This window comes from Streptomyces sp. NPDC005402, assembly GCF_040606575.1.
Lineage (GTDB): Bacteria > Actinomycetota > Actinomycetes > Streptomycetales > Streptomycetaceae > Streptomyces.
The window spans coordinates 93,386-111,199 of the sequence record NZ_JBEXFB010000026.1 but is presented as its reverse complement, the minus strand read 5'-3'; the positions used below and the strand labels follow the sequence as shown (position 1 = coordinate 111,199).

Genomic DNA, 17,814 nt, shown 5'->3' with positions numbered 1-17,814 from the left:
GTACAACGAGTACAAGCAGCAGGACTCCGAGCACCTCCTGGAGACCACCGGCAAGCAGCTGCGCAAGCTCATGTCGTGGGTCGACGAAGCGGCGTGAAGGAAATCGGGTGTGCATGCGCGGGCATGTACAAACTTCCTGCACGGGGCTTCCGTCGATAAAGTAGTCAGTGAAATCAGCGCGAGGGGGAAAGATGATACGCGCAACAGTCCTGGCCGGAATCGGAGCAGCAATTCCGCCACGTTCGGTGACGAATGACGAACTCGCCCGGACACTGGACACCAACGACACCTGGATTCGTACCAGGACCGGTATCCGTACCCGCCACTGGGCCGACACCGGGACCAGCACCGGTGATCTCGCGACCGCCGCCGGCGCGCGAGCCCTGAAGTCCGCCGGGGTCGATTCCGTGGATCTGGTGATCCTGGCGACCAGCACCGGAAACCAACCGATGCCCGGCACGGCGCCGGAGGTCGCGACCGCACTCGGACTCGGGCACGTCGCCGCCTACGACATCTCCGCGGCCTGCTCCGGATTCCTGTACGCGCTGTCCGCCGCCGCCGGGGCGATCGCGTCCGGCGTGGCGGAGCGCGTCCTGGTCGTCGGCGCGGACGTCTGGTCCACGCGGCTCGACCCGACGGATCGTTCCACCACCATCATCTTCGGTGACGGCGCCGGAGCCGCGGTCCTGCGCGCCGGCGACGCCGGCGAGCCCGGCGCGCTGCTCGGCTTCGACCTGGGCAGTGACGGCACCGGTCACGAGCTGGCCCAGGTGGCCGGCGGCGGTTCGCGGGAGCGGGGCAGCGGACTGCCGGCGCGGCCCGAGGGCGCGTATATGACCATGCAGGGCAAGGACATGTTCACCCACGCCGTCAACAGGATGGCCGCCTCTTCCGAGCAGCTGCTCGGGCGCGTCGGCTGGAGCGCGGCGGACGTCGACTGGTGCGCGGCGCACCAGGCGAACATCCGGATCCTGCACACGGTCGCGGACGTGCTCGGCGTCGAGCGGTCCCGCATGCTGGTCCACCTCGACAAGGTCGGCAACACCTCGGCCGCCTCCATCCCGCTGGCGCTCACCGACGCCGCCGTCAGCGAGCGCGTCAAGCCCGGTGACCGGGTGCTGATGACCGCGTTCGGCGGCGGGCTCAGCTGGGCCTCGACCGCCCTGCGGTGGCCGGAGATCGACGTCATGGAAATCACGACGGAAATCTGAACCGACGGGTTTCTCCACCTCACCGCGTATTCCAGCGGATTTCTTCACCGCTTTGCGCCTGCGCTGCATCCTGCCCTGATTCCTGACTGTAGGGGGACTTATGAATTCCCAAGCGGTAGCCGAGAGCATCGTCACCGTCCTGACCGACAATTTCGACCTGGATCAGGATGTGACCCCCGCCACCCGGTTCAGCGAGATAGACCTCGACTCGCTGATCATGCTGGAGCTTTCCGTGATCATCGAGCGGAAGTACGGCATCAAAATCGCCGAGGACGAGCTGGTCGAGGCCGGCAGCGTCGCCGGAGTCGTGGCGCTGATGGAATCCCGCAGCAGCGTCGACACACCCGCCGGCTGAACCGGCCTTCCCACCCCCTTCCGCCCCCTTCTGGAGGACCCGTCATGCACAGCCGTATCGGAATATTCCTGTCCCCCGTGAACGAGCCCGGGCAGGACCCGCACCTGGTGCTGCGCCGACAGCTCGACCTGGTCGAGAAGGCCGACGCGCTCAACCTGGACGAGGCCTGGTTCGGTGAGCACCACACGCTCGGCTGGGGTCTCGTGGGCGCCCCGGAGACGATGATCGCCGCCGCCTCCCAGCGCACCCGGCAGATCAGGCTGGCCAACGGAGTCGTACCGCTGCCCTGGCACCACCCCTTCCACGTGGCCTCGCGTGCCGTGCACCTCGACCACCTCACCCAGGGGCGCTACATCCTCGGTGTGGGCCCCGGCATCTTCCCGGACGCGCAGATGCTCGGCATCGAGGCGAGCGAGCAACGCACCCGTCTCGCCGAGGCACTGCCCGCCGTGATCGAGCTGGTCAACGGTGAGGGCCGGGTCACAGAGAAGACCGACTGGTACGGGCTGCGCGACGCCAAGCTGCAGCTGCCCCGCTACACCCCGGGCGGCATGGAGGTGGCCATCGCCAGCGGCGGCACCTCACCCGGCAGCCCGCTGCTCGCCGGGCAGCACGGCACCAGCCTGGTCTCCTTCGCGCTCAGCCAGCCCGGCGCGCCCCGGACCATCGACCTGGCCCGGCAGTGGAGCTATGCCGAGGAAGCCGCCGAGGAGCACGGCAACACCATGGTCCGTGACAACTGGCGGGTGGCCCTGCCCCTGCATGTCGCGGAGACCACCGAGCAGGCGTTGGCCGATGTCCGCGAGGGCTTCGACCGCTGGCTCTTCGACTTCTTCGGACGCGCGGCCGGCCGCGACGTGTCCACCCCCGGCGTGCCCGAGGGCCAGGAGCTCCAGGCACGTATCGAGGCGGGTGGCGCGATCGTCGGGTCGCCCGAGGACGTCGTCGAGGGCATCCGGCGACTGCAGGAGCGCACCGGCGGATTCGGCACCCTGCTGGTCTACGTACCGGACTGGTGCTCCTGGGAGAAGACGGACCGGAGCCTCGAACTGCTCGCCCGTTACGTCGCACCGCAGCTGACCGGGGCTGTCTCGCGCCCCAAGGAATCCATCGAGCACATCGTGGCGAGCCGGGGCTGACCCCGGGGCCGCTTCCCAGCCACCCCCCACCCACACCCGAACCGGAGCCTTCATGACCGCCGTCGGCAGGAACACGGCCGAGGTCGCGAAGAGCGCGGAGCCCCAGGTCTCGCGACCCCGGACCCCGCTGCTCTTCGCCAGCCTCGTGGCCGGCAACTACCTTGTCATCCTCGACGTCTCCATCCTGAACGTCGCACTTCCCGACGTGCGCAGCGACCTGCACGCCACCGCCGCCCAGCTGCCGTGGACGGCTGACGCGTACACGGTCGTCTTCGCCGGTCTGCTCCTGGCCTCCGGAGCGGTCGCCGACCGCTGGGGTCCGCGCCGCGTCTACCGCTCCGCCCTATGTCTGTTCGCGCTGCTCTCGCTGGCCTGCGCCGCCGCCCCCAGCGCCGGTGGCCTGATCGCAGGCCGAGCCACCCTCGGCATCGCGGCGGCCGGCCTGGTCCCGGCCTCACTCGCCCTGCTCGCCAAGCTCTACCCGGACCCCAGCAAGCGGTCCCGGGCGATCGGCGCCTGGGGCGCGCTGAGCTCCAGCGGATTCATCGCGGGGCCGCTCATCGGCGGCGGCCTGGTCGAACTCGGCGGCTGGCGCGCGGTGTTCCTGGTCAACCCGGTGATCATCTGTCTGGTGCTGCTGCCCACGAAGTGGCTCAGCGCCCACCGTCCGACAACCTCCAAACGGATCGACTACGCGGGTCTCGTCCTGTCCATCCTCGGGCTCGGCGCTGTCACCTTCGGCCTGATCGACGCGGGCAGCCAGGGCTGGGGCCGGCCCGTGCCACTGGCCGCGCTGGCCGTCGGCGTGCTCGCCTTCGTGGCGCTGCTGCTCGTCGAACGAAAGGTGGAGGCCCCCGTACTGCCACCCCGCCTGATGGCGCTCGGCCGGGTCCGCGCCGACCTGATGGCCGGAGCGATGTCGTGCTTCGTCTTCTACGGCTCGTTCTTCGCACTGACCCTGTGGCTGATCCGGGAGCGGGACCTGTCCCCGCTGCAGACCGGTGTCGCCCTGCTGCCGATGACGCTGCCCGCCTGCGTCATCCCGCTGCTCGCGGGCCGCGCGGTCGTCAAGTACGGCGCCAGGACGGTCATCCTGGTGGGGCTGGGGGCGCATGTACTGGCCGGGCTGGGACTGTGCTTCGTCGGCAGCCACCCGCCGCTCGCGGCGCTGGTCCCCATGCAGATCCTGCTGACCATCGGGGGGACGACGGTGGTGCCCGCAGCCACCGCCGACATGGCCTCGGCCGCCCCGCCGGAGCTGGCCGCGACCGGCCAGGGCGCGGCGACCGCCTCCCGGCAGGCCGGAGTCGCCCTCGGCGTCGCCGTGCTCGGCACCCTGTCCACGCTCGCCTCGACCGGGGTGGTCGTGATGGTCGCCTCCGCGCTGGCGCTGCTGGTCGTCCTCACCGTGCTGCGCAGGCCGGCGGGCGTGGCATGAGCGGGGCGCGCGAACGGTCCGGTGCGGTCCGGGGAGCGGCCTTCTTCGACGTCGACGAGACCCTGATCACCGCCAAGTCCATGTTCGAGTTCCTGCGCTTCTGGCTGGCCCGCGGCGGCGACGACGGCACCCGGTACGCGCGCCACGCCGCCGCCCTGCGGGACATGTCCGCGCTCGGCATACCCCGCGAGGAGGTCAACCGCGCCTACTACCAGTACTTCGCGGGCACCTACGCCGCCGACGTACGGGCGGCCGGCCGGGACTGGTACGCCGCCTACCGCGAACGCCCGGACGCCTTCGTCACCGCGGGACTGTCCGCGCTGGCCCGGCACCGGGCGGCCGGGGACACCGTCGTGCTGGTCTCCGGATCCTTCCGGGCCTGCCTCGACCCGCTCGCCGAAGACCTGGCGGCCGACCGGGTGCTGTGCGGCCAACTCGTCGTGGACGAACGGGGGTTCCACACCGGCGAGGTGGTGGAACCGATGATCGGCCGGGCGAAGGCGGACGCCGTCGCGAAGACCATGCGAGAACTCGGCCTGGCCGCCGGGGACTGCTGTGGATACGGGGATCACGCCAGTGATCTCGACATGTTGCGCGTGGTGGGCCGGCCATCGGTGATCGGGGACGACCCGACCCTCGGTGAGCTTGCCCGCACGCATGGCTGGCCGGTGATGTCATCGGCCCACGGAGCAAGAGGGGAAGAGTAGTTGAGTACGCAGACCACACCGCAGGCCCCGGCCGGGACCGTGGACTTCCGGGACCGGGTCGCCCTGATCACCGGAGCCGATCGGGGCATCGGCCGCGCCCTGGCGAGCAGGCTCGGCGCCCAGGGGTGCCGGCTCGTCCTCCACTCGCACGACGCCGAGGGCCTGGCCAAGACCGTCGCTGACGAGGGCTGGGCGGACGGGCAGGTGCTCACCGCCGTGCATGACGTGGCCGACAGCGCGGCCGTCGAGGCGGCCGTGGCCGAGGCGGTCGCCCGGTTCGGGAAGATCGACTACCTGCTGAACGTGGCGGGGATCGCCCACCCGGGCGGTGTCCTCACCACGAGCCGGGAGATCTGGGACCGCACCCTCACCACCAATCTGACCGGCTATTTCGTGACGGCCCGGGCCGTACTGCCGTACATGAAGGACGCCGGCGACGGGTTCGTCGTCAACATGTCCTCGATCTGGGGCAGGCGGACCGCCCCGCCCGGCGCCATGCTCGCCTACTCCGTGTCGAAGTGGGGCGTCGAGGGTCTGACCAGGGCGCTCGCCGAGGAGGCCCGGCCCTGGGGGGTCCGTGTCTCGGGCATCGTCCTCGACAAGGTCGACACCTCCTTCCGCGAGAACATGCCGGGCGAGCTCACGCAGGAGCAGCGCGACCGGATGCTCTCCGCCGCCGACGTGGCCGACGCCACCTGCGCGCTTCTCGGCAGTTCGCGCCGTGCGCACGTCTCCGCTGTCGAGCTCGACGCCTGGCAGTGGGTCTGATGACGCGACAGAGCCCCCTCACCCGCTACATAGTCGGTGACCGCTTCGAGCCGTTCGCCACCCACGACACGATCCGCACGGTCTCCCGCTTCGTCGCCGACCTGCGCGCCGACCGCCACCGGGACGACACGTCACTCGTCCTCGTCGAGGGGCAGGGCCTCACCTCCTTCGACTGGGACCGCATACGTGACGAACTCGACCGTCGAGGTCTCGCAGATCGCGTGCGGATCCGGGAGAGCGACGCGGGCTGCCTGTGCCGGCAGACCGAAACGCACAAGCACCGTGAGTGCAACGTCCTGATCGCGGGCCTCGAACGGGTCGCCGAGAGCCGCTTCCGGGCGGCCCTGCGCATCCACAACGACCAGGAACTGCTGCTTGACCACCAGGGCGGACATGTCCAGGGCATGGTCGTCCTGGAAGCCGCGCGCCAAATGTTCGTGGCCGTGAGCGAGCGGTACTACCTGTCCCACCAGCCCGAGCGGCACTACAGCTTCGTGCTCGACAGCATGGACAGCAAATTCCTGACCTTCCTGTTCCCGCTGGCCGCCGCGATCGAGTACGAGGTCCTCTCCGCGGACCTGAGCGACCCCGCCCAGCTGTCCTTCGACGTCCGGGTCACCTTCGAGCAGACGGGCCTGCCCGCCGCCACCGTGCACATGGTGTGCGGCGCCCTCGACAGCTCGGCCTTGGCCCAGAAGGAACGCCGCGGCACCGCACGGGCCCTGAGGGTGCTCGGCCGCGAGATGGACCCGGTCCCGGCCGGCTGAACCGTTCCGCCCTGGATTTGTGTACCTGACCTCCGAAGGGATTCCCATGTCATCCGCACTGCTTCTGGTCACCGAGCTCCCCGTCGGCGAGCGCGTCGACGAGGCACTCGCCGCGTGGCGGGACCGGCCCACCGCGCCGGGCTCCGTCCTCTACCGGGGCCTGGAGGCCCCGACCCTCCTCGAACTCACCCCGCTCGACGGCCTCGACGCCCTCGCCGGACTCGACGAGCAGTGGAACCGGCAGGCCAAGGAACTGGCAGAGCTGGTCGTCGGAGACGTACGCCGCCAGGTGCTGCGGTTCGTCGAGGCGCCGAAGCCCGCTCCGGTCGGCGCGGCGCTCCCCGACACCCCCTACGTCCAGCTGCGGCACGTCGAGGTGAAGCCGCGCGTGCACGAGGAGTACCTGGACTGGCGGGACGGCACGATCTTCGACGTTGTACGGACCACGGAGCAGGTCGAGACGTTCCTCGCCTACCACTCGCTGCTGTCCACCGAGCCCGGCGTCATGTTCGTCTCCGGGTTCTCCTGCGACCCCGAGGAGTACCTGCCCGCGTTCTCCTCCGAGCGCTACGGGGAGATCGCCCGCTACGCACATGCCCGCTTCGTCACCGAGGAGGGCCTCTACACCCGCCTGTACCGACGCGTCACCGAGGGCGCCTGATGGGTACGCGGTCCGCGTCGTACGAGTTGAGCCTCACCACGCAGGGCCCGCTGTATCCGCCCAGCGAAGTCATGGATCCCGACGGGAACTTCGTGGTGATCGGGTACGTCAACCGGGAGGCGGCCGGCGGAGGGGTCGTCTCCGAGTGGGGCAGCGCGATCGTCGCCGCGGACAGCCCGCTGCCGGAGCTGGGCGGCACGGCCCCCTACCGGGTCGTGCGCGAACTGGGCTCGCGGCTGTCGGCCGCCGACCAGGACCTCGTCCTGCACACGCTGCCGCTGCCGCTGCCGTGCACCAACTACCCCGAGGTCTTCGCCCCGGACCAGCTTGCCGACCCCTTCTCGGTGGTCCGGCCCAGCTACGCCTTCCACCAGGTGCCGTTGCCGGACCTGCGCCCCGAGGACGGGCCCAAGGTGACGGAACCGATCACGCTCGGCCAGTGGGTGCAGGCGGCCGGCGAGGTGCGGGTCACGCTGGCGGACGGAGGCCGGGCGGCCGACTTCCACTGCGAGTTCACCGGGCTCCTCCCCAACAGCCTCTACACCGTGATGTCCGTGCGACGCCGCGACCTGGCGCCCTCGGGGCCGGTGCGGCCGGGCCCGCTCGGGGTGCCGAACGTGCTGATCGCCGACCACAAGGGCAACGGCAGCTACCACGCGCGCATGCCGAACCCGTTCCCCGACCCGGAGGTCGCGGCCGGGGACCGGATCATGAACGTCGTCCTGCTGTGGATGAGCTACCAGCAGAACTACGTGGGCGCCATCGGACGGTTCGGCCTGGGCGGCGACGTCCACGCCCAGCTCAAGCTGCGCGGACCGAGCTTCGCCGAGTTCGTGACCCACGCCTGACACAGGGAAAGGGAGTAGCAAGTGGAGACGAAGGTGCCGACTCAGCGATCCTTCCGCAACGTGCTCGGCCGCTTCACCACGGGGGTCGTCCTGGTCACGGCACAGACCGAGGACGGGCCCGCCGGCATGGCGGCCAACTCCTTCACCTCGGTGTCCCTCGTGCCCCCGCTGATCGCGCTGTGCGCGGCGCGCACCTCGACGACCTGGCCGGCGATCCGCGCGGCCGGGGGCTTCGCGGTGACCATCCTGCGCGAGGACCACGAGGAGGTCTGCCGGACCTTCGCCACCCGGGGCGCCGACCGGTTCGCCGGCCGTGACTGGGTCCGCACCCCGGCCGGGCACCCCCTGCTGTCGGACGGGCTCGGCTGGCTGGACTGCGCCATCGAGCAGATTCACCCGGCCGGAGACCACGAGCTGGTCGTCGCAAGGGCCCTGGAGTGGTCCACGGAGGGCGGCCCGGAGGCCGTCTCGGGGGCCCCGCTGGTCTTCCACTCCGGGCGGTACGTACGGCTGGCATCGTGACCGGGAGACCCCCAACCACTCCATGACGGACGGGACCTCGTCCCGCGGAAAGGCAAGAGCAACGATGAGCTATACCGGTGAGGTTCAGGCCGGCGGTCCCGGGGACACCCGGGAGACGACCGATCTGGTGATCACGAAGGTCTCGGTCGGCGAGATCGACAACAACGTCTACCTCCTGCGCTGCCGGGCGACCGGCGAGCAGCTCCTGATCGACGCGGCGGCCGAGCCGCGGACCCTGCTGGACCTCGTCGGCGACGGCGGCCTGGCCACCGTGTTCACCACCCACCGGCACTGGGACCACCACCGGGCCCTGGCCGAGGTGGTCGCCGCCACCGGAGCCCGCTCCCTCGTCGGACGCGAGGACGCACCCGGCGTCCCGGTCTCCGACGTCCTGGTGGACGACGGAGACACCGTGCGGGTCGGCGCCGTCTCCCTCACGGCGATCCACCTGGTGGGCCACTCGCCGGGCTCCACCGCGCTGCTCTACCGCGACCCGAAGGGGCACCCGCACCTGTTCACCGGGGACAGCCTGTTCCCCGGCGGGATCGGCAACACGGAGAAGGACCCGGCGCGGTTCGCCTCGCTCCTCCACGACGTCGAGACGAAGATCTTCGACCGGCTCACGGACGACACCTGGGTCTACCCGGGCCACGGCAAGGACACCACGCTCGGCGCGGAGCGGCCCAGCCTGCCGCAGTGGCGGGACCGGGGCTGGTGACGGGCGGTCCGCGACCGGCACCCCCCGCCGGACTGCGCGGACTGCCCGCTGTCTTCTGGTGGATCTGGGCCGGCCTGCTGATCAACTGGCTCGGTGCCTTCGCGGGTCCGATGCTGGCCTTCTCGCTCACCGCGGACCGCGGCTACTCCGCCTCGTACGCCGGATTTGTCGTCTCGCTGCCGGGACTCGGCGCGATCGCCGGCAACGCGCTCGGGGGTGTCCTCGCGGACCGGTACGGGCGGCGCGTCACCCTTGTGAGCGGCCACGTGTGGACCGCCGCCGCCATGGCCGCTCTCGGACTCGCGCAGGACCGCACTGCCGTGGCCGCCGCCGCCCTGGCCGTGGGGATCGGCACCGGGGTGGTGCGGCCGGCCGCGGGCGCGGTGCTCGCGGACGTACTGCCGGCCGCGGACCGGCAGCGGGCCTTCGCTCTCAACTACTGGGCGGTGAACGCCGGTCTGGCCATCGCGGCCGTACTGGCCGGGCTGCTGGTCCGGCAGGGCTACACCCTGCTGTTCCTCGCCGACGCGGCCACGACGCTGCTGTGCGCGCTGGTCGTCCTGGTGAAGGTCCCGGAGACCCTGCCCCCGCGAGCGGCCCGCACCCCGGCGGCCAAGGAACCGTCGGGTGCATCCCCGGGATCCGACGGCACCCCGGTCCGCAGAGACCTGCCCTTCGTCCTGTTCACCCTGCTGACGATGCTGTTCGCCCTCGCCTTCGAGCAGCGCTCCAGCTCCCTGGCGATGGTGATGGCCGCCCAGGGGCACTCGCCGGCGGTCTTCAGCCTGCTCAACGCGGTCAACGCGGTCCTGGTGGTCGTCGTGCAGATCCCGCTCACCCGGCTGCTCAGCAGCAGTCCCAAGGGCATGGTCCTGTGCGCCGGAGGACTCCTCGCCGGGGCGGGCCTCGCGATGACGGCCTTCGCCGACGGGCCGGGGCTGTACGTCGCCGCGGTCGTCGTCTGGACGTTCGGCGAGATGTTCCAGGCACCGGCGGGCAGCGCCGTCGTCGCCGAGCGGGCACCGGCGCGGCAGCGTGGCCGCTACCTGGGCCTGTACGCCGCCGCCTGGTCCACCGCCGGCTTCCTCGGCCCGGCGGGCGGTGGCTGGGTCCTCGACCGATGGGGGTCCGCCGTGCTGTGGACGCTGTCCGCCGTGCTCGCCGGCGCGGCCGGCTGCGGCTGGCTGCTGATCACCGGCGCCCAAGGCTTCCGTACGGCACCCGCCGTACGGGAAGAACGCGGGAGCCCGCTCCCGCGTGTCGCAACAGAGGGGAAACGAGCATGAACCAGCACCTGGTCATCGAGAACTGCGTCCCGGCCCACGTCGCCGAGGCGACGGAGCAGCTCGTCGTCGAGAACTGCGTCCCGGCGCACCTGGGCGAGCAGTTCCTCGTCGAGAACTGTGTGCCCGCGCACGTCGCCCGACGATGACCGATCCCACCATGGCGGAGACCGGCCGGGGCGGCACCGTCCGCCCCGCGCCGGGCTCCGGCCCCGCACCGTCCTTCGCGACGACGACCCGCGTGCTGGCCGGTGTCGCGGGCACCCCGCCCGCACTGCGGCTGGCCGTCAGCGATCTCCCCGAGGCCCCCGACCGGCCGTGGCAGAGCAGTCGGCGCGCATTCGGCACCTCCTGGCAGGACCCCGCGCAGGCCCGCCGGGCCGCCGAGGGCGAGGCCGCGGAACGCCACTGCGAGGCGCATGCCCCCGCGCCCGAACGCCTCCACTTCGGCAGCCACAGCGAGCTGACCCGCCGAGGACTGCGCGCGCTCGACCCGCGCCGGCTCATCCTGTACTCCGCCAGGCAGTACGCCACCCCCGGCTTCCCCTTCCGGCCCTTCGGGCCCGACTCGCCGGCCCACTGGCTCGAGGCCCGGTCCGTCACACGGGGCACGCCGGTGCTGGTTCCGGCCTTCCTCGTCCACTCCGCCTGGCCGCACATGCCCCGGCCGCTCCCGGAGCCGCTGTACGCGTTCCCGGCGGTGGGCGGCGTCGCTGCGGGGCCCACCGAGGATTTCGCTCTGACCAGCGGGCTGGAAGAGGCCATCGAACGGGACGCGGCCGCCGTGTGGTGGGCCAACGCCCACCCCTCGCCCGCGCTTCCCGCCGACGCCCGGCTGCGCCGTCTGAGCGAGGGTGCCGGGCGGGCCTTCGACGTCCGCTGCACCCACTTGGCGAACGACTTCGGCGTGCCCGTGCTCGCCGCCGGCGTCCGCAGCCGCGACGAGGGCAGGCTGACGTACGGTTTCGCGGTCCGCGCCGATCCCCTGCAAGCTGCCGCCAAGGCGCTGGCCGAGGCGTACACCCTGCAGATCACCTGTCAGTCTCTGGACAGCCCGTCCGGGATCCCCCATCCGGCCGGACGTCCCTCCCCGTTCAAGCCGTGGCGCCGGGACCGCCGTTATCTGGACGCCTACCGCGCCGACGGGGGCGACGCCGTCGAGCAGCTGTGCCACCTGCAGCTCTACCTGGACCGCCGGGCGGCCGACCGGGTCGCCCCCTGGGCGTGGGCCCCCGCGGCCGGCACGTGGGACCGGGTTCCCACCCTGCCCGGGCGCTCGGCCGACGTGCTCACGGCCCGGGTGGCCGACGCCGGGTTCGAGGTTCTCAGCGTGGACCTGACCACACCCGACACGGCCGCCATCGGCCTGACCGTGCTCCGCGTCATGGTCCCGGGCCTGGCGGGAGCCGCCCCGGCCGCCTACCCGCCGTTGGGTGGGCGGCGCCTGAGCGGCGCCGCCGTCCGACTCGGCTGGCGGACACGGCAGTTGGGGGAAGAGGAGCTCAACACCTTTCCCATGCCGCACTCCTGAGGAGCCGGGCCGGTCGGCCCCGTCTGACGGACCGGGATCGCAACGGCTCCGGGTCGTCGACGAGAACACCTCGACTGGAGGTGCCGTATGTCAGGAACCGGGTCGTACGGCGGCGAGACGCGCGCACGCCAGGCCGCCGAGGCGCGCTCCTGAAGCGGGCCGAGGCCGAGGGCCGAGCGCCCCCGGCATCGGCATCGGCTCCGGCGTCCTGGCCTTGTTTACGCGTTACCGCCAATAACCGCCCGCCCGCTTTGGCGGTCCGCTGCCCTGCGCCGGCGATCGCGGCCCGGCTAACGTCCCGGCATGAGGCGACGCAAGCGCATCGGGACGAGCCGCGCCCTGTCCTTACGACGGGTGCGGGACAGGACGATCCAGCGCCGGGACGACGTCCGGCCCGGCGGCCGGCTCAGACGGTTCGGGCGCCGGGCCGAGCAGGCCCGGCCCTGGCTCCAGTTCCTCGCCGACCTCGCCACGCTGCTCGCGCGGGTGGTGCGGTAGCGCGACAGCCGGTTCGGCGCGCCTCTCCCGTGACGCCGTGTCCGGACGGACATCCTCCGTCCGGACTGTCACGATGGGGCGGACGGGGCTGGGCCGGTGCGCGGAGGTGCCGTATGTCAGGAACCGGGTCGGCCGGCGGCTACTCCGCCACGCCCCTCGCCAAGAAGCTCGGCATCAAAGCGGGGCACCGGGTACGGCTCGACGGCGCGCCCGAGGGCTGGGACATCCCCGGTCTGCCCGACGACTGCGAGGTGGCCGTCGGCGGCTCGCGCGGCGCGGACGTCGTCCTCGCCTTCCACCGCGAGTACGCGCGGCTCGCCGCCGAGGCGGGTGAACTGGTCGCCGGCCTCGCGGACCATGCCGCACTGTGGATCGCCTGGCCGCGCAGGGCCGCCGGGCACGTCAGCGACATCACCGAGAACGCCCTGCGGGAGGTCTTCCTTCCGCTCGGCGTCGTGGACGTGAAGGTCGCGTCGCTGGGGGAGGACTGGTCGGGGCTGAAGTTCGTGCGGCGGAGGGAGAACCGGCGGGCGTGACACGAGGCCTGCACATTCCCATACCTGAGAAGTCCTCACCGTGAACGGCTAGCATCGCGCCGGTCGATGCCCCTCGGGACGACCGGGACAAGGGGACGCAGGGGACGAGGTGGGGACATGGGCGCGCCGAGGATCGCCGTGGCCGTCGTGACGATGGGGAACCGGCCCGACGAGGTCGACGCCCTGTTGCGGTCCATGGCCAAGCAGGACATCGCCCCGGCCCGGATCGTGATCGTGGGCAACGGCTGCCGGCTGCCCGAGTTCGCCGAACGGCTCTCCCTGCCCGGCGAGGTCACCACCCTCGACGTCGAGGAGAACCTCGGCTGCCCCGGCGGGCGGAACGTGGCCCTGGCCCGGCTGCGGGAGTTCGGCGACGTGGACGTCGTGGTCGAACTCGACGACGATGGTCTGCTCGTGGACGCCGATGTGCTCCGGCACGTACAGGAGTTGTTCGCAGCCGACGAGCGGCTCGGCATCGTCGGCTTCCGTATCGCCGACGAGAGCGGCGAGACCCAGCAGCGGCACGTGCCCCGAGTCGGCGCCTCCGACCCGATGCGCGGCGGATACGTCACCGGGTTCCTGGGCGGCGGCCACGCCTTCCGCATGGCCATGCTCGCCGAGACCGGGGACTGGCCAGCCGCGTTCTTCTTCGCGCACGAGGAGATCGACCTGGCCTGGCGGGCCGCCGACCGCGGCTGGCACATCCTGTACGCGCCCGAGCTGCTGCTCCAGCACCCGAGGACCTCACCGGCCCGGCACGCCATCTACTACCGGGTCAACGCCCGCAACCGCGTCTGGCTGGTCCGCCGCCGGCTGCCCCTGCCGCTCATCCCCGTGCACCTCGGCGTGTGGACGGCACTCACCCTGCTGCGGATCCGTTCGTCGAGCGGGCTGCGCGCCTGGTTCGGCGGGTTCGTCGAAGGCCTGCGGGAACCGGCCGGCGAACGGCGGCCGATGCGGTGGCGAACGGTGTGGCACCTGACCCGGCTGGGACGCCCGCCCGTCATCTGAGAGCCCACGGTCCGAGGACAGGACGAGGGCCCCGGTCGTTCACCTCCGCCGACCGGGACCCTCTCGCGTCCCACGGATCCGGCCACGACGGCGACACTCCCCCGAGTTGCGCGTCGTACGCGCGCGCCCTCGGGCCAGATCCGATGTTGTGATCACATCAGGTTGCGCCAACAAATCGCTAACATGTGGCCATCGCATCTACGTTTTGTTGTCCGCCGGTTGGCGCGAAGTCGACGGCGGCGATGGGGGACCGGCGGTGTGCCACCGCGGGACGACAGCGGATTCCGGCAGTGGCCGGCGTCGGACGGCTGGCGGGAAACCGCCGTGAAGAGGGCGGAATTCCGCCAGAAGTGGGCGGCGTGATGGAGCGCGGATCGCAGTCGGGGCTGCGGTTCGGACTGCTCGGGCCGCCGATTCTGTACGGCGACCACGGCGACCACGACCGCCACGGCGACCACGACCGCCACGGCGACCACGACCGCCACGACGGCCATGGCGGCCACGACCGCCACGACGGCCATGGCGGCCACGGCAGCGCCGCTGTACGGGTCGTCGGCAGTCGCAAGCAGCGGATCCTGCTGGCCGCGCTGCTCCTCGAAGCCGGCAGGGTCGTCTCCACCAAGTCCCTCAAGGAGGCGCTGTGGGGGAGCACCCCGCCCGCCTCCGCGAAGGCGTCCCTGCAGAACCACGTCTCCCGGCTGCGACGGCTGCTCGACGACCCCGAACGGCTGCAGGCGGTGGCCCCCGGGTATCTGCTGCGCGTCGCGCCGGGCGAACTCGACGTCCAGGTCTTCGAGAGCCACGCCGCCCTGGCCCGCGGCGCGCATGCCGCCGGGAACTGGACCGAGACCGTCCGGGCATGCGCGGCGGCGCTCGCGCTGTGGCGGGGCGCACCGCTCAGCGGGGTCCCTTCCGAGCTCGCCGGATACGCCCTGGTCCAGCGCCTGGAGGAGGCCCGGCTGCTCCTCCTGGAGTGGCACTACGACGCCGAGCTCGCCCTCGCCGACACCCGGCCGGACGCCCTCGTCCCCGAACTCTCCGCGCTGGCCGCCGAACACCCGCTGCGCGAGTCCTACCACCGCCAGCTGATGCTCGCCCTCCACCGCACCGGCCGCCAGGCCGAGGCCCTCGCCGTCCATCGCGACCTGCGCACCCGCCTGATCGAGGAACTCGGTGTGGAACCCGGGCCGGCGGTCCGCGAGGCACATGTGCGGGTGCTGCGCGGGGGAGCGGGCGGCGGAAGGACCGACGCCGATCGACGCGGCGAGGCGGACCGGACGGGCGGTGAGGTCACCACCGGACGTCCAGGAAAGGCCGTCGGCCTCGGCGCGGCGAGCGAGGAGAGCCGGTCGCCCTCTTCCGACGCCGTCCCCTCAGCCGCTACGCGCGGAGATACTCCGCCCGCCCTCCCACCGTCGACCCCTGTCCTCAACCCGGCACCCCCTGCCCCCCGTCCGGCGCACCCTGCGGTCGATCCGTTGCCGCCTGCCCCCACCGAGCCGTCGCCCCCTGCGACCGATCCGTCGCCCCCTGCTCCCGAAACCCCTCTCCTGCCCCGCCCCGCCCAACTGCCCCCGCCGCCCGGTCACTTCACCGGTCGGGTCACCACCCGTGACGACCTCCGCCGTGCCCTCTCCCTCGACGGCGGCCCGGCCGTCGGTGTCGTCAGCGGGATGGCCGGCGTCGGCAAGAGCGCGCTCGCGCTGCACGTCGCCCATGGGCTGCGGGAACGTTTCCCTGACGGTCAGCTCTACGTCAATCTCCAGGGCGCCACCCCCGGAATGACCCCCCTCACTCCGGCCCAGGCCCTCACCGCCCTGCTCCGCGACCTCGGCGCCGACCCGCGCGGCATTCCCGAACATCCGGATGCGGCGGCCGCGTTGCTGCGTTCGCTGCTCGCGCCCACCCGCACGCTCATGGTGCTGGACGACGCCGCGAGCGCCGCTCAGGTACGGCCGCTGCTGCCGGCCGGCGGCGGCTGTGCGGTGATCGTCACCAGCCGCTCGCCCTTGACCGCCCTCGACGACGCCCACCGCTTCCCGCTCTCGCCGCTCTCGGCCGAGGAGAGCGCGGAGTTGCTGCGCGCGGTGTCGGGCCGGGACGTCCGGGAGCGCCGGGAGGGCCCCGGCGCCGAGGGCGACGACCCCGCCGACCGCATCACCCCCGGCACTCCCGGCACCCCCGATGCCACAACCGACGCCGCCGCCACCCCCATAGACGCCACGCACCCCCTCATAGAACTCACCGGCCGCCTCCCCCTCGCCCTCCGCGTCGTGGCCGCCCGCCTGGCCGCCCGTCACGCCCTCACTCCCGATGTCCTCGCCGACCAACTGGCCGCCACCGAGGACCGGTTGCGGCACCTGGAGTACGACGACCTCTCCGTCCGCCGCTCCCTGGCCGTCGCCCACGACGCCCTCGCCGCATCCGGCCGCCGTTCCGACCGTGACGCCGCGCTCGCCCTGTGCCGCATCGGGGCCCTCGACCTCCCCACCTACGGCGTCCCCCTCGTCGCCCGCCTCCTCGGTACCGACGGCGCCGACGAGACCCGCGCCGAGGACGCGCTCGACCGCCTCGTCGACGTGGCCCTCCTGGAGGAGAAGGCGTACGGCCGCTACGCCCCGCACGGCCTGGTCCGCGACTTCGCACGGGAACTCGCGGGCACCGGCCACGGCCCCGACATCGCCCGCACCGCCCTGCGCTGGTACGCGGCCGTCGCCGAACGCGCCCTCACCGCCATCGTCGAACCCGGCCTCGACCTGGAGGACCGCCGCCGCCCGACCGCCGCGCAGCCGCCGGAGCACGCGGCGCACGTGCTGGCCATCCCGCCGTTCCCGTCCTCCGAGAAGGCCTTCGCCTGGGGTGAGTCGGAGCTGGAGAACATCGTCGCCCTGGCCGAACAGCACACGGACACCCCCGACGAACGCAGCGCCGCCCATGTCTCCACCCTGCTGCGACTGCTCTCGCCCTTCCTCCAGCGCAGCGGCCGGGTCGCCGAGACCGAGGTCCTCGGCCGCGCCGCGCTCACGCTGGCACGGCGGCTCGGTGACGAGGAGGCCGAGGCGTGCGCCCTGGGCGACCTGGCCGGCCTGCACTTCTTCACCGGCCGGCACAGCGAGGCCCTGGCCCTCAACGACCGGGCCCTCGCGATCTGGCGGCGGCTGGGCAGGGACTCCTGGACGCGCCGCTGCCTCAACAACCGGGGTCTGCTGCTCGAAGGCCTGGGCCGGTACGCCGAGTCGGGCGAGGCACTGCGACAGAGCCTCGCCTATTCACGGCAGTTGAACGACCCCTTCGGCGAGGCCGTCACCCACAGCAATCTCGGCAACCTGTACGAGCACACCGACCCGCGCGCCGCCATCGAGCAGCACCGCCGCTCGCTCGCCATCGGTGAGGAGACCGGCAGCGTGGTCGTACGGCACTCGGCACACTGCAACATCGGCTACGCCCATCTCACCCTCGGCGAACCGGCCGCCGCGACGGCGCACTTCGAGGAGAGCCTACGCATCCTCGGCAGCCCGGGTGACTGGCACGGCGAGTCGCAGAGCCGCCTCGGCCTGGTCCGCGCCCTGCGTCTGATCGGCCACGGCGAACGCGCCGCCGCCGAGTGCGCGGAGCTCCTGCGCCGCGCGGACGCCCGCGCCGACCGCTACACCGGCGCCCTCGCCCGCCACCAGCACGGGCTCCTGCTGCGCGAGCGGGGCAGGACCGAGGAGGCGTACGAGCAGTGGCGGGCCGCTCTCGACGCGCTGGACGGCACGGACGAGAAGACGGTGCTCCAGGAGCTCATCGCCCTGCTCGACGACTCCGGCTTACGGTGAGGG

At 72.4% G+C, this 17,814-nt stretch carries 18 protein-coding genes; all 18 read left to right on the top strand.

Annotated elements, in window-relative coordinates:
* Positions 1-191: 191 nt before the first annotated feature.
* On the top strand, positions 192-1,211 hold the full coding sequence (locus ABZT02_RS37465; RefSeq protein WP_356025890.1) for a beta-ketoacyl-ACP synthase III: 1,020 nt from the start codon (positions 192-194) through the stop codon (positions 1,209-1,211).
* 100 nt (positions 1,212-1,311) lie between these two features.
* Entirely contained in the window at positions 1,312-1,566 is a 255-nt protein-coding gene (locus ABZT02_RS37460) for an acyl carrier protein (RefSeq protein WP_356025887.1), read from the top strand.
* A 44-nt stretch (positions 1,567-1,610) separates the two neighbouring features.
* Complete coding sequence (locus tag ABZT02_RS37455) at positions 1,611-2,705, top strand: LLM class flavin-dependent oxidoreductase (protein ID WP_356025885.1); 1,095 nt, start codon at positions 1,611-1,613, stop codon at positions 2,703-2,705.
* Between the two features lie 52 nt (positions 2,706-2,757).
* Complete coding sequence (locus ABZT02_RS37450) at positions 2,758-4,143, top strand: MFS transporter (protein WP_356025883.1); 1,386 nt, start codon at positions 2,758-2,760, stop codon at positions 4,141-4,143.
* Entirely contained in the window at positions 4,140-4,850 is a 711-nt protein-coding gene (locus ABZT02_RS37445; protein ID WP_356025880.1) for an HAD-IB family hydrolase, read from the top strand. The genes ABZT02_RS37450 and ABZT02_RS37445 overlap by 4 nt, the downstream gene beginning before the upstream one ends.
* Positions 4,851-5,618 (top strand): SDR family oxidoreductase, encoded by a 768-nt coding sequence (locus ABZT02_RS37440; protein WP_356025878.1) that lies wholly within the window; start codon positions 4,851-4,853, stop codon positions 5,616-5,618.
* The gene (locus ABZT02_RS37435) at positions 5,618-6,385 is read left to right on the top strand and encodes an AfsA-related hotdog domain-containing protein (protein WP_356025875.1); all 768 of its coding nucleotides are present in this window, start codon (positions 5,618-5,620) and stop codon (positions 6,383-6,385) included. Before ABZT02_RS37440 ends, ABZT02_RS37435 begins: the two co-directional genes overlap by 1 nt.
* A gap of 46 nt (positions 6,386-6,431) precedes the next feature.
* Positions 6,432-7,046 (top strand): hypothetical protein, encoded by a 615-nt coding sequence (locus tag ABZT02_RS37430; RefSeq protein ID WP_356025873.1) that lies wholly within the window; start codon positions 6,432-6,434, stop codon positions 7,044-7,046.
* Positions 7,046-7,894, top strand: coding sequence for a hypothetical protein (locus ABZT02_RS37425; RefSeq protein ID WP_356025871.1), 849 nt, complete (start codon positions 7,046-7,048; stop codon positions 7,892-7,894). The genes ABZT02_RS37430 and ABZT02_RS37425 overlap by 1 nt, the downstream gene beginning before the upstream one ends.
* 33 nt (positions 7,895-7,927) lie before the next feature.
* Positions 7,928-8,416 (top strand): flavin reductase family protein, encoded by a 489-nt coding sequence (locus ABZT02_RS37420; protein ID WP_356025868.1) that lies wholly within the window; start codon positions 7,928-7,930, stop codon positions 8,414-8,416.
* 64 nt (positions 8,417-8,480) lie between these two features.
* On the top strand, positions 8,481-9,134 hold the full coding sequence (locus tag ABZT02_RS37415; protein ID WP_356025865.1) for an MBL fold metallo-hydrolase: 654 nt from the start codon (positions 8,481-8,483) through the stop codon (positions 9,132-9,134).
* Positions 9,113-10,420 carry an MFS transporter gene (locus tag ABZT02_RS37410; RefSeq protein ID WP_356025863.1) on the top strand — a complete coding sequence of 436 codons (1,308 nt, stop codon included), beginning with the start codon at positions 9,113-9,115 and terminating at the stop codon, positions 10,418-10,420. The genes ABZT02_RS37415 and ABZT02_RS37410 overlap by 22 nt, the downstream gene beginning before the upstream one ends.
* Complete coding sequence (locus ABZT02_RS37405) at positions 10,417-10,566, top strand: hypothetical protein (RefSeq protein WP_356025861.1); 150 nt, start codon at positions 10,417-10,419, stop codon at positions 10,564-10,566. Before ABZT02_RS37410 ends, ABZT02_RS37405 begins: the two co-directional genes overlap by 4 nt.
* A complete protein-coding gene (locus tag ABZT02_RS37400; RefSeq protein ID WP_356025858.1) occupies positions 10,563-11,948 on the top strand; it encodes a YcaO-like family protein in 1,386 nt (461 codons plus the stop codon). The genes ABZT02_RS37405 and ABZT02_RS37400 overlap by 4 nt, the downstream gene beginning before the upstream one ends.
* A 303-nt stretch (positions 11,949-12,251) precedes the next feature.
* The gene (locus ABZT02_RS37395) at positions 12,252-12,446 is read left to right on the top strand and encodes a hypothetical protein (protein ID WP_356025856.1); all 195 of its coding nucleotides are present in this window, start codon (positions 12,252-12,254) and stop codon (positions 12,444-12,446) included.
* A gap of 113 nt (positions 12,447-12,559) precedes the next feature.
* Positions 12,560-12,982 (top strand): DUF3052 domain-containing protein, encoded by a 423-nt coding sequence (locus tag ABZT02_RS37390; protein WP_356025853.1) that lies wholly within the window; start codon positions 12,560-12,562, stop codon positions 12,980-12,982.
* A gap of 117 nt (positions 12,983-13,099) precedes the next feature.
* Positions 13,100-13,993 (top strand): glycosyltransferase, encoded by an 894-nt coding sequence (locus ABZT02_RS37385; RefSeq protein ID WP_356025851.1) that lies wholly within the window; start codon positions 13,100-13,102, stop codon positions 13,991-13,993.
* 362 nt (positions 13,994-14,355) lie between these two features.
* On the top strand, positions 14,356-17,811 hold the full coding sequence (locus tag ABZT02_RS37380) for a BTAD domain-containing putative transcriptional regulator (protein ID WP_356025908.1): 3,456 nt from the start codon (positions 14,356-14,358) through the stop codon (positions 17,809-17,811).
* Positions 17,812-17,814 lie beyond the last annotated feature (3 nt).

What these genes read in the sequence shown, in the direction of transcription:
- ABZT02_RS37390 (WP_356025853.1), top strand. Translation starts at nt 12,560, where the DNA reads ATGTCAGGAACCGGGTCGGCCGGCGGCTACTCCGCCACGCCCCTCGCC.
- ABZT02_RS37430 (WP_356025873.1), top strand. Translation starts at nt 6,432, where the DNA reads ATGTCATCCGCACTGCTTCTGGTCACCGAGCTCCCCGTCGGCGAGCGC.
- ABZT02_RS37455 (WP_356025885.1), top strand. Translation starts at nt 1,611, where the DNA reads ATGCACAGCCGTATCGGAATATTCCTGTCCCCCGTGAACGAGCCCGGG.
- ABZT02_RS37385 (WP_356025851.1), top strand. Translation starts at nt 13,100, where the DNA reads ATGGGCGCGCCGAGGATCGCCGTGGCCGTCGTGACGATGGGGAACCGG.
- ABZT02_RS37415 (WP_356025865.1), top strand. Translation starts at nt 8,481, where the DNA reads ATGAGCTATACCGGTGAGGTTCAGGCCGGCGGTCCCGGGGACACCCGG.
- ABZT02_RS37445 (WP_356025880.1), top strand. Translation starts at nt 4,140, where the DNA reads ATGAGCGGGGCGCGCGAACGGTCCGGTGCGGTCCGGGGAGCGGCCTTC.
- ABZT02_RS37405 (WP_356025861.1), top strand. Translation starts at nt 10,417, where the DNA reads ATGAACCAGCACCTGGTCATCGAGAACTGCGTCCCGGCCCACGTCGCC.
- ABZT02_RS37425 (WP_356025871.1), top strand. Translation starts at nt 7,046, where the DNA reads ATGGGTACGCGGTCCGCGTCGTACGAGTTGAGCCTCACCACGCAGGGC.
- ABZT02_RS37460 (WP_356025887.1), top strand. Translation starts at nt 1,312, where the DNA reads ATGAATTCCCAAGCGGTAGCCGAGAGCATCGTCACCGTCCTGACCGAC.
- ABZT02_RS37400 (WP_356025858.1), top strand. Translation starts at nt 10,563, where the DNA reads ATGACCGATCCCACCATGGCGGAGACCGGCCGGGGCGGCACCGTCCGC.
- ABZT02_RS37380 (WP_356025908.1), top strand. Translation starts at nt 14,356, where the DNA reads ATGGAGCGCGGATCGCAGTCGGGGCTGCGGTTCGGACTGCTCGGGCCG.
- ABZT02_RS37435 (WP_356025875.1), top strand. Translation starts at nt 5,618, where the DNA reads ATGACGCGACAGAGCCCCCTCACCCGCTACATAGTCGGTGACCGCTTC.
- ABZT02_RS37465 (WP_356025890.1), top strand. Translation starts at nt 192, where the DNA reads ATGATACGCGCAACAGTCCTGGCCGGAATCGGAGCAGCAATTCCGCCA.
- ABZT02_RS37450 (WP_356025883.1), top strand. Translation starts at nt 2,758, where the DNA reads ATGACCGCCGTCGGCAGGAACACGGCCGAGGTCGCGAAGAGCGCGGAG.
- ABZT02_RS37395 (WP_356025856.1), top strand. Translation starts at nt 12,252, where the DNA reads ATGAGGCGACGCAAGCGCATCGGGACGAGCCGCGCCCTGTCCTTACGA.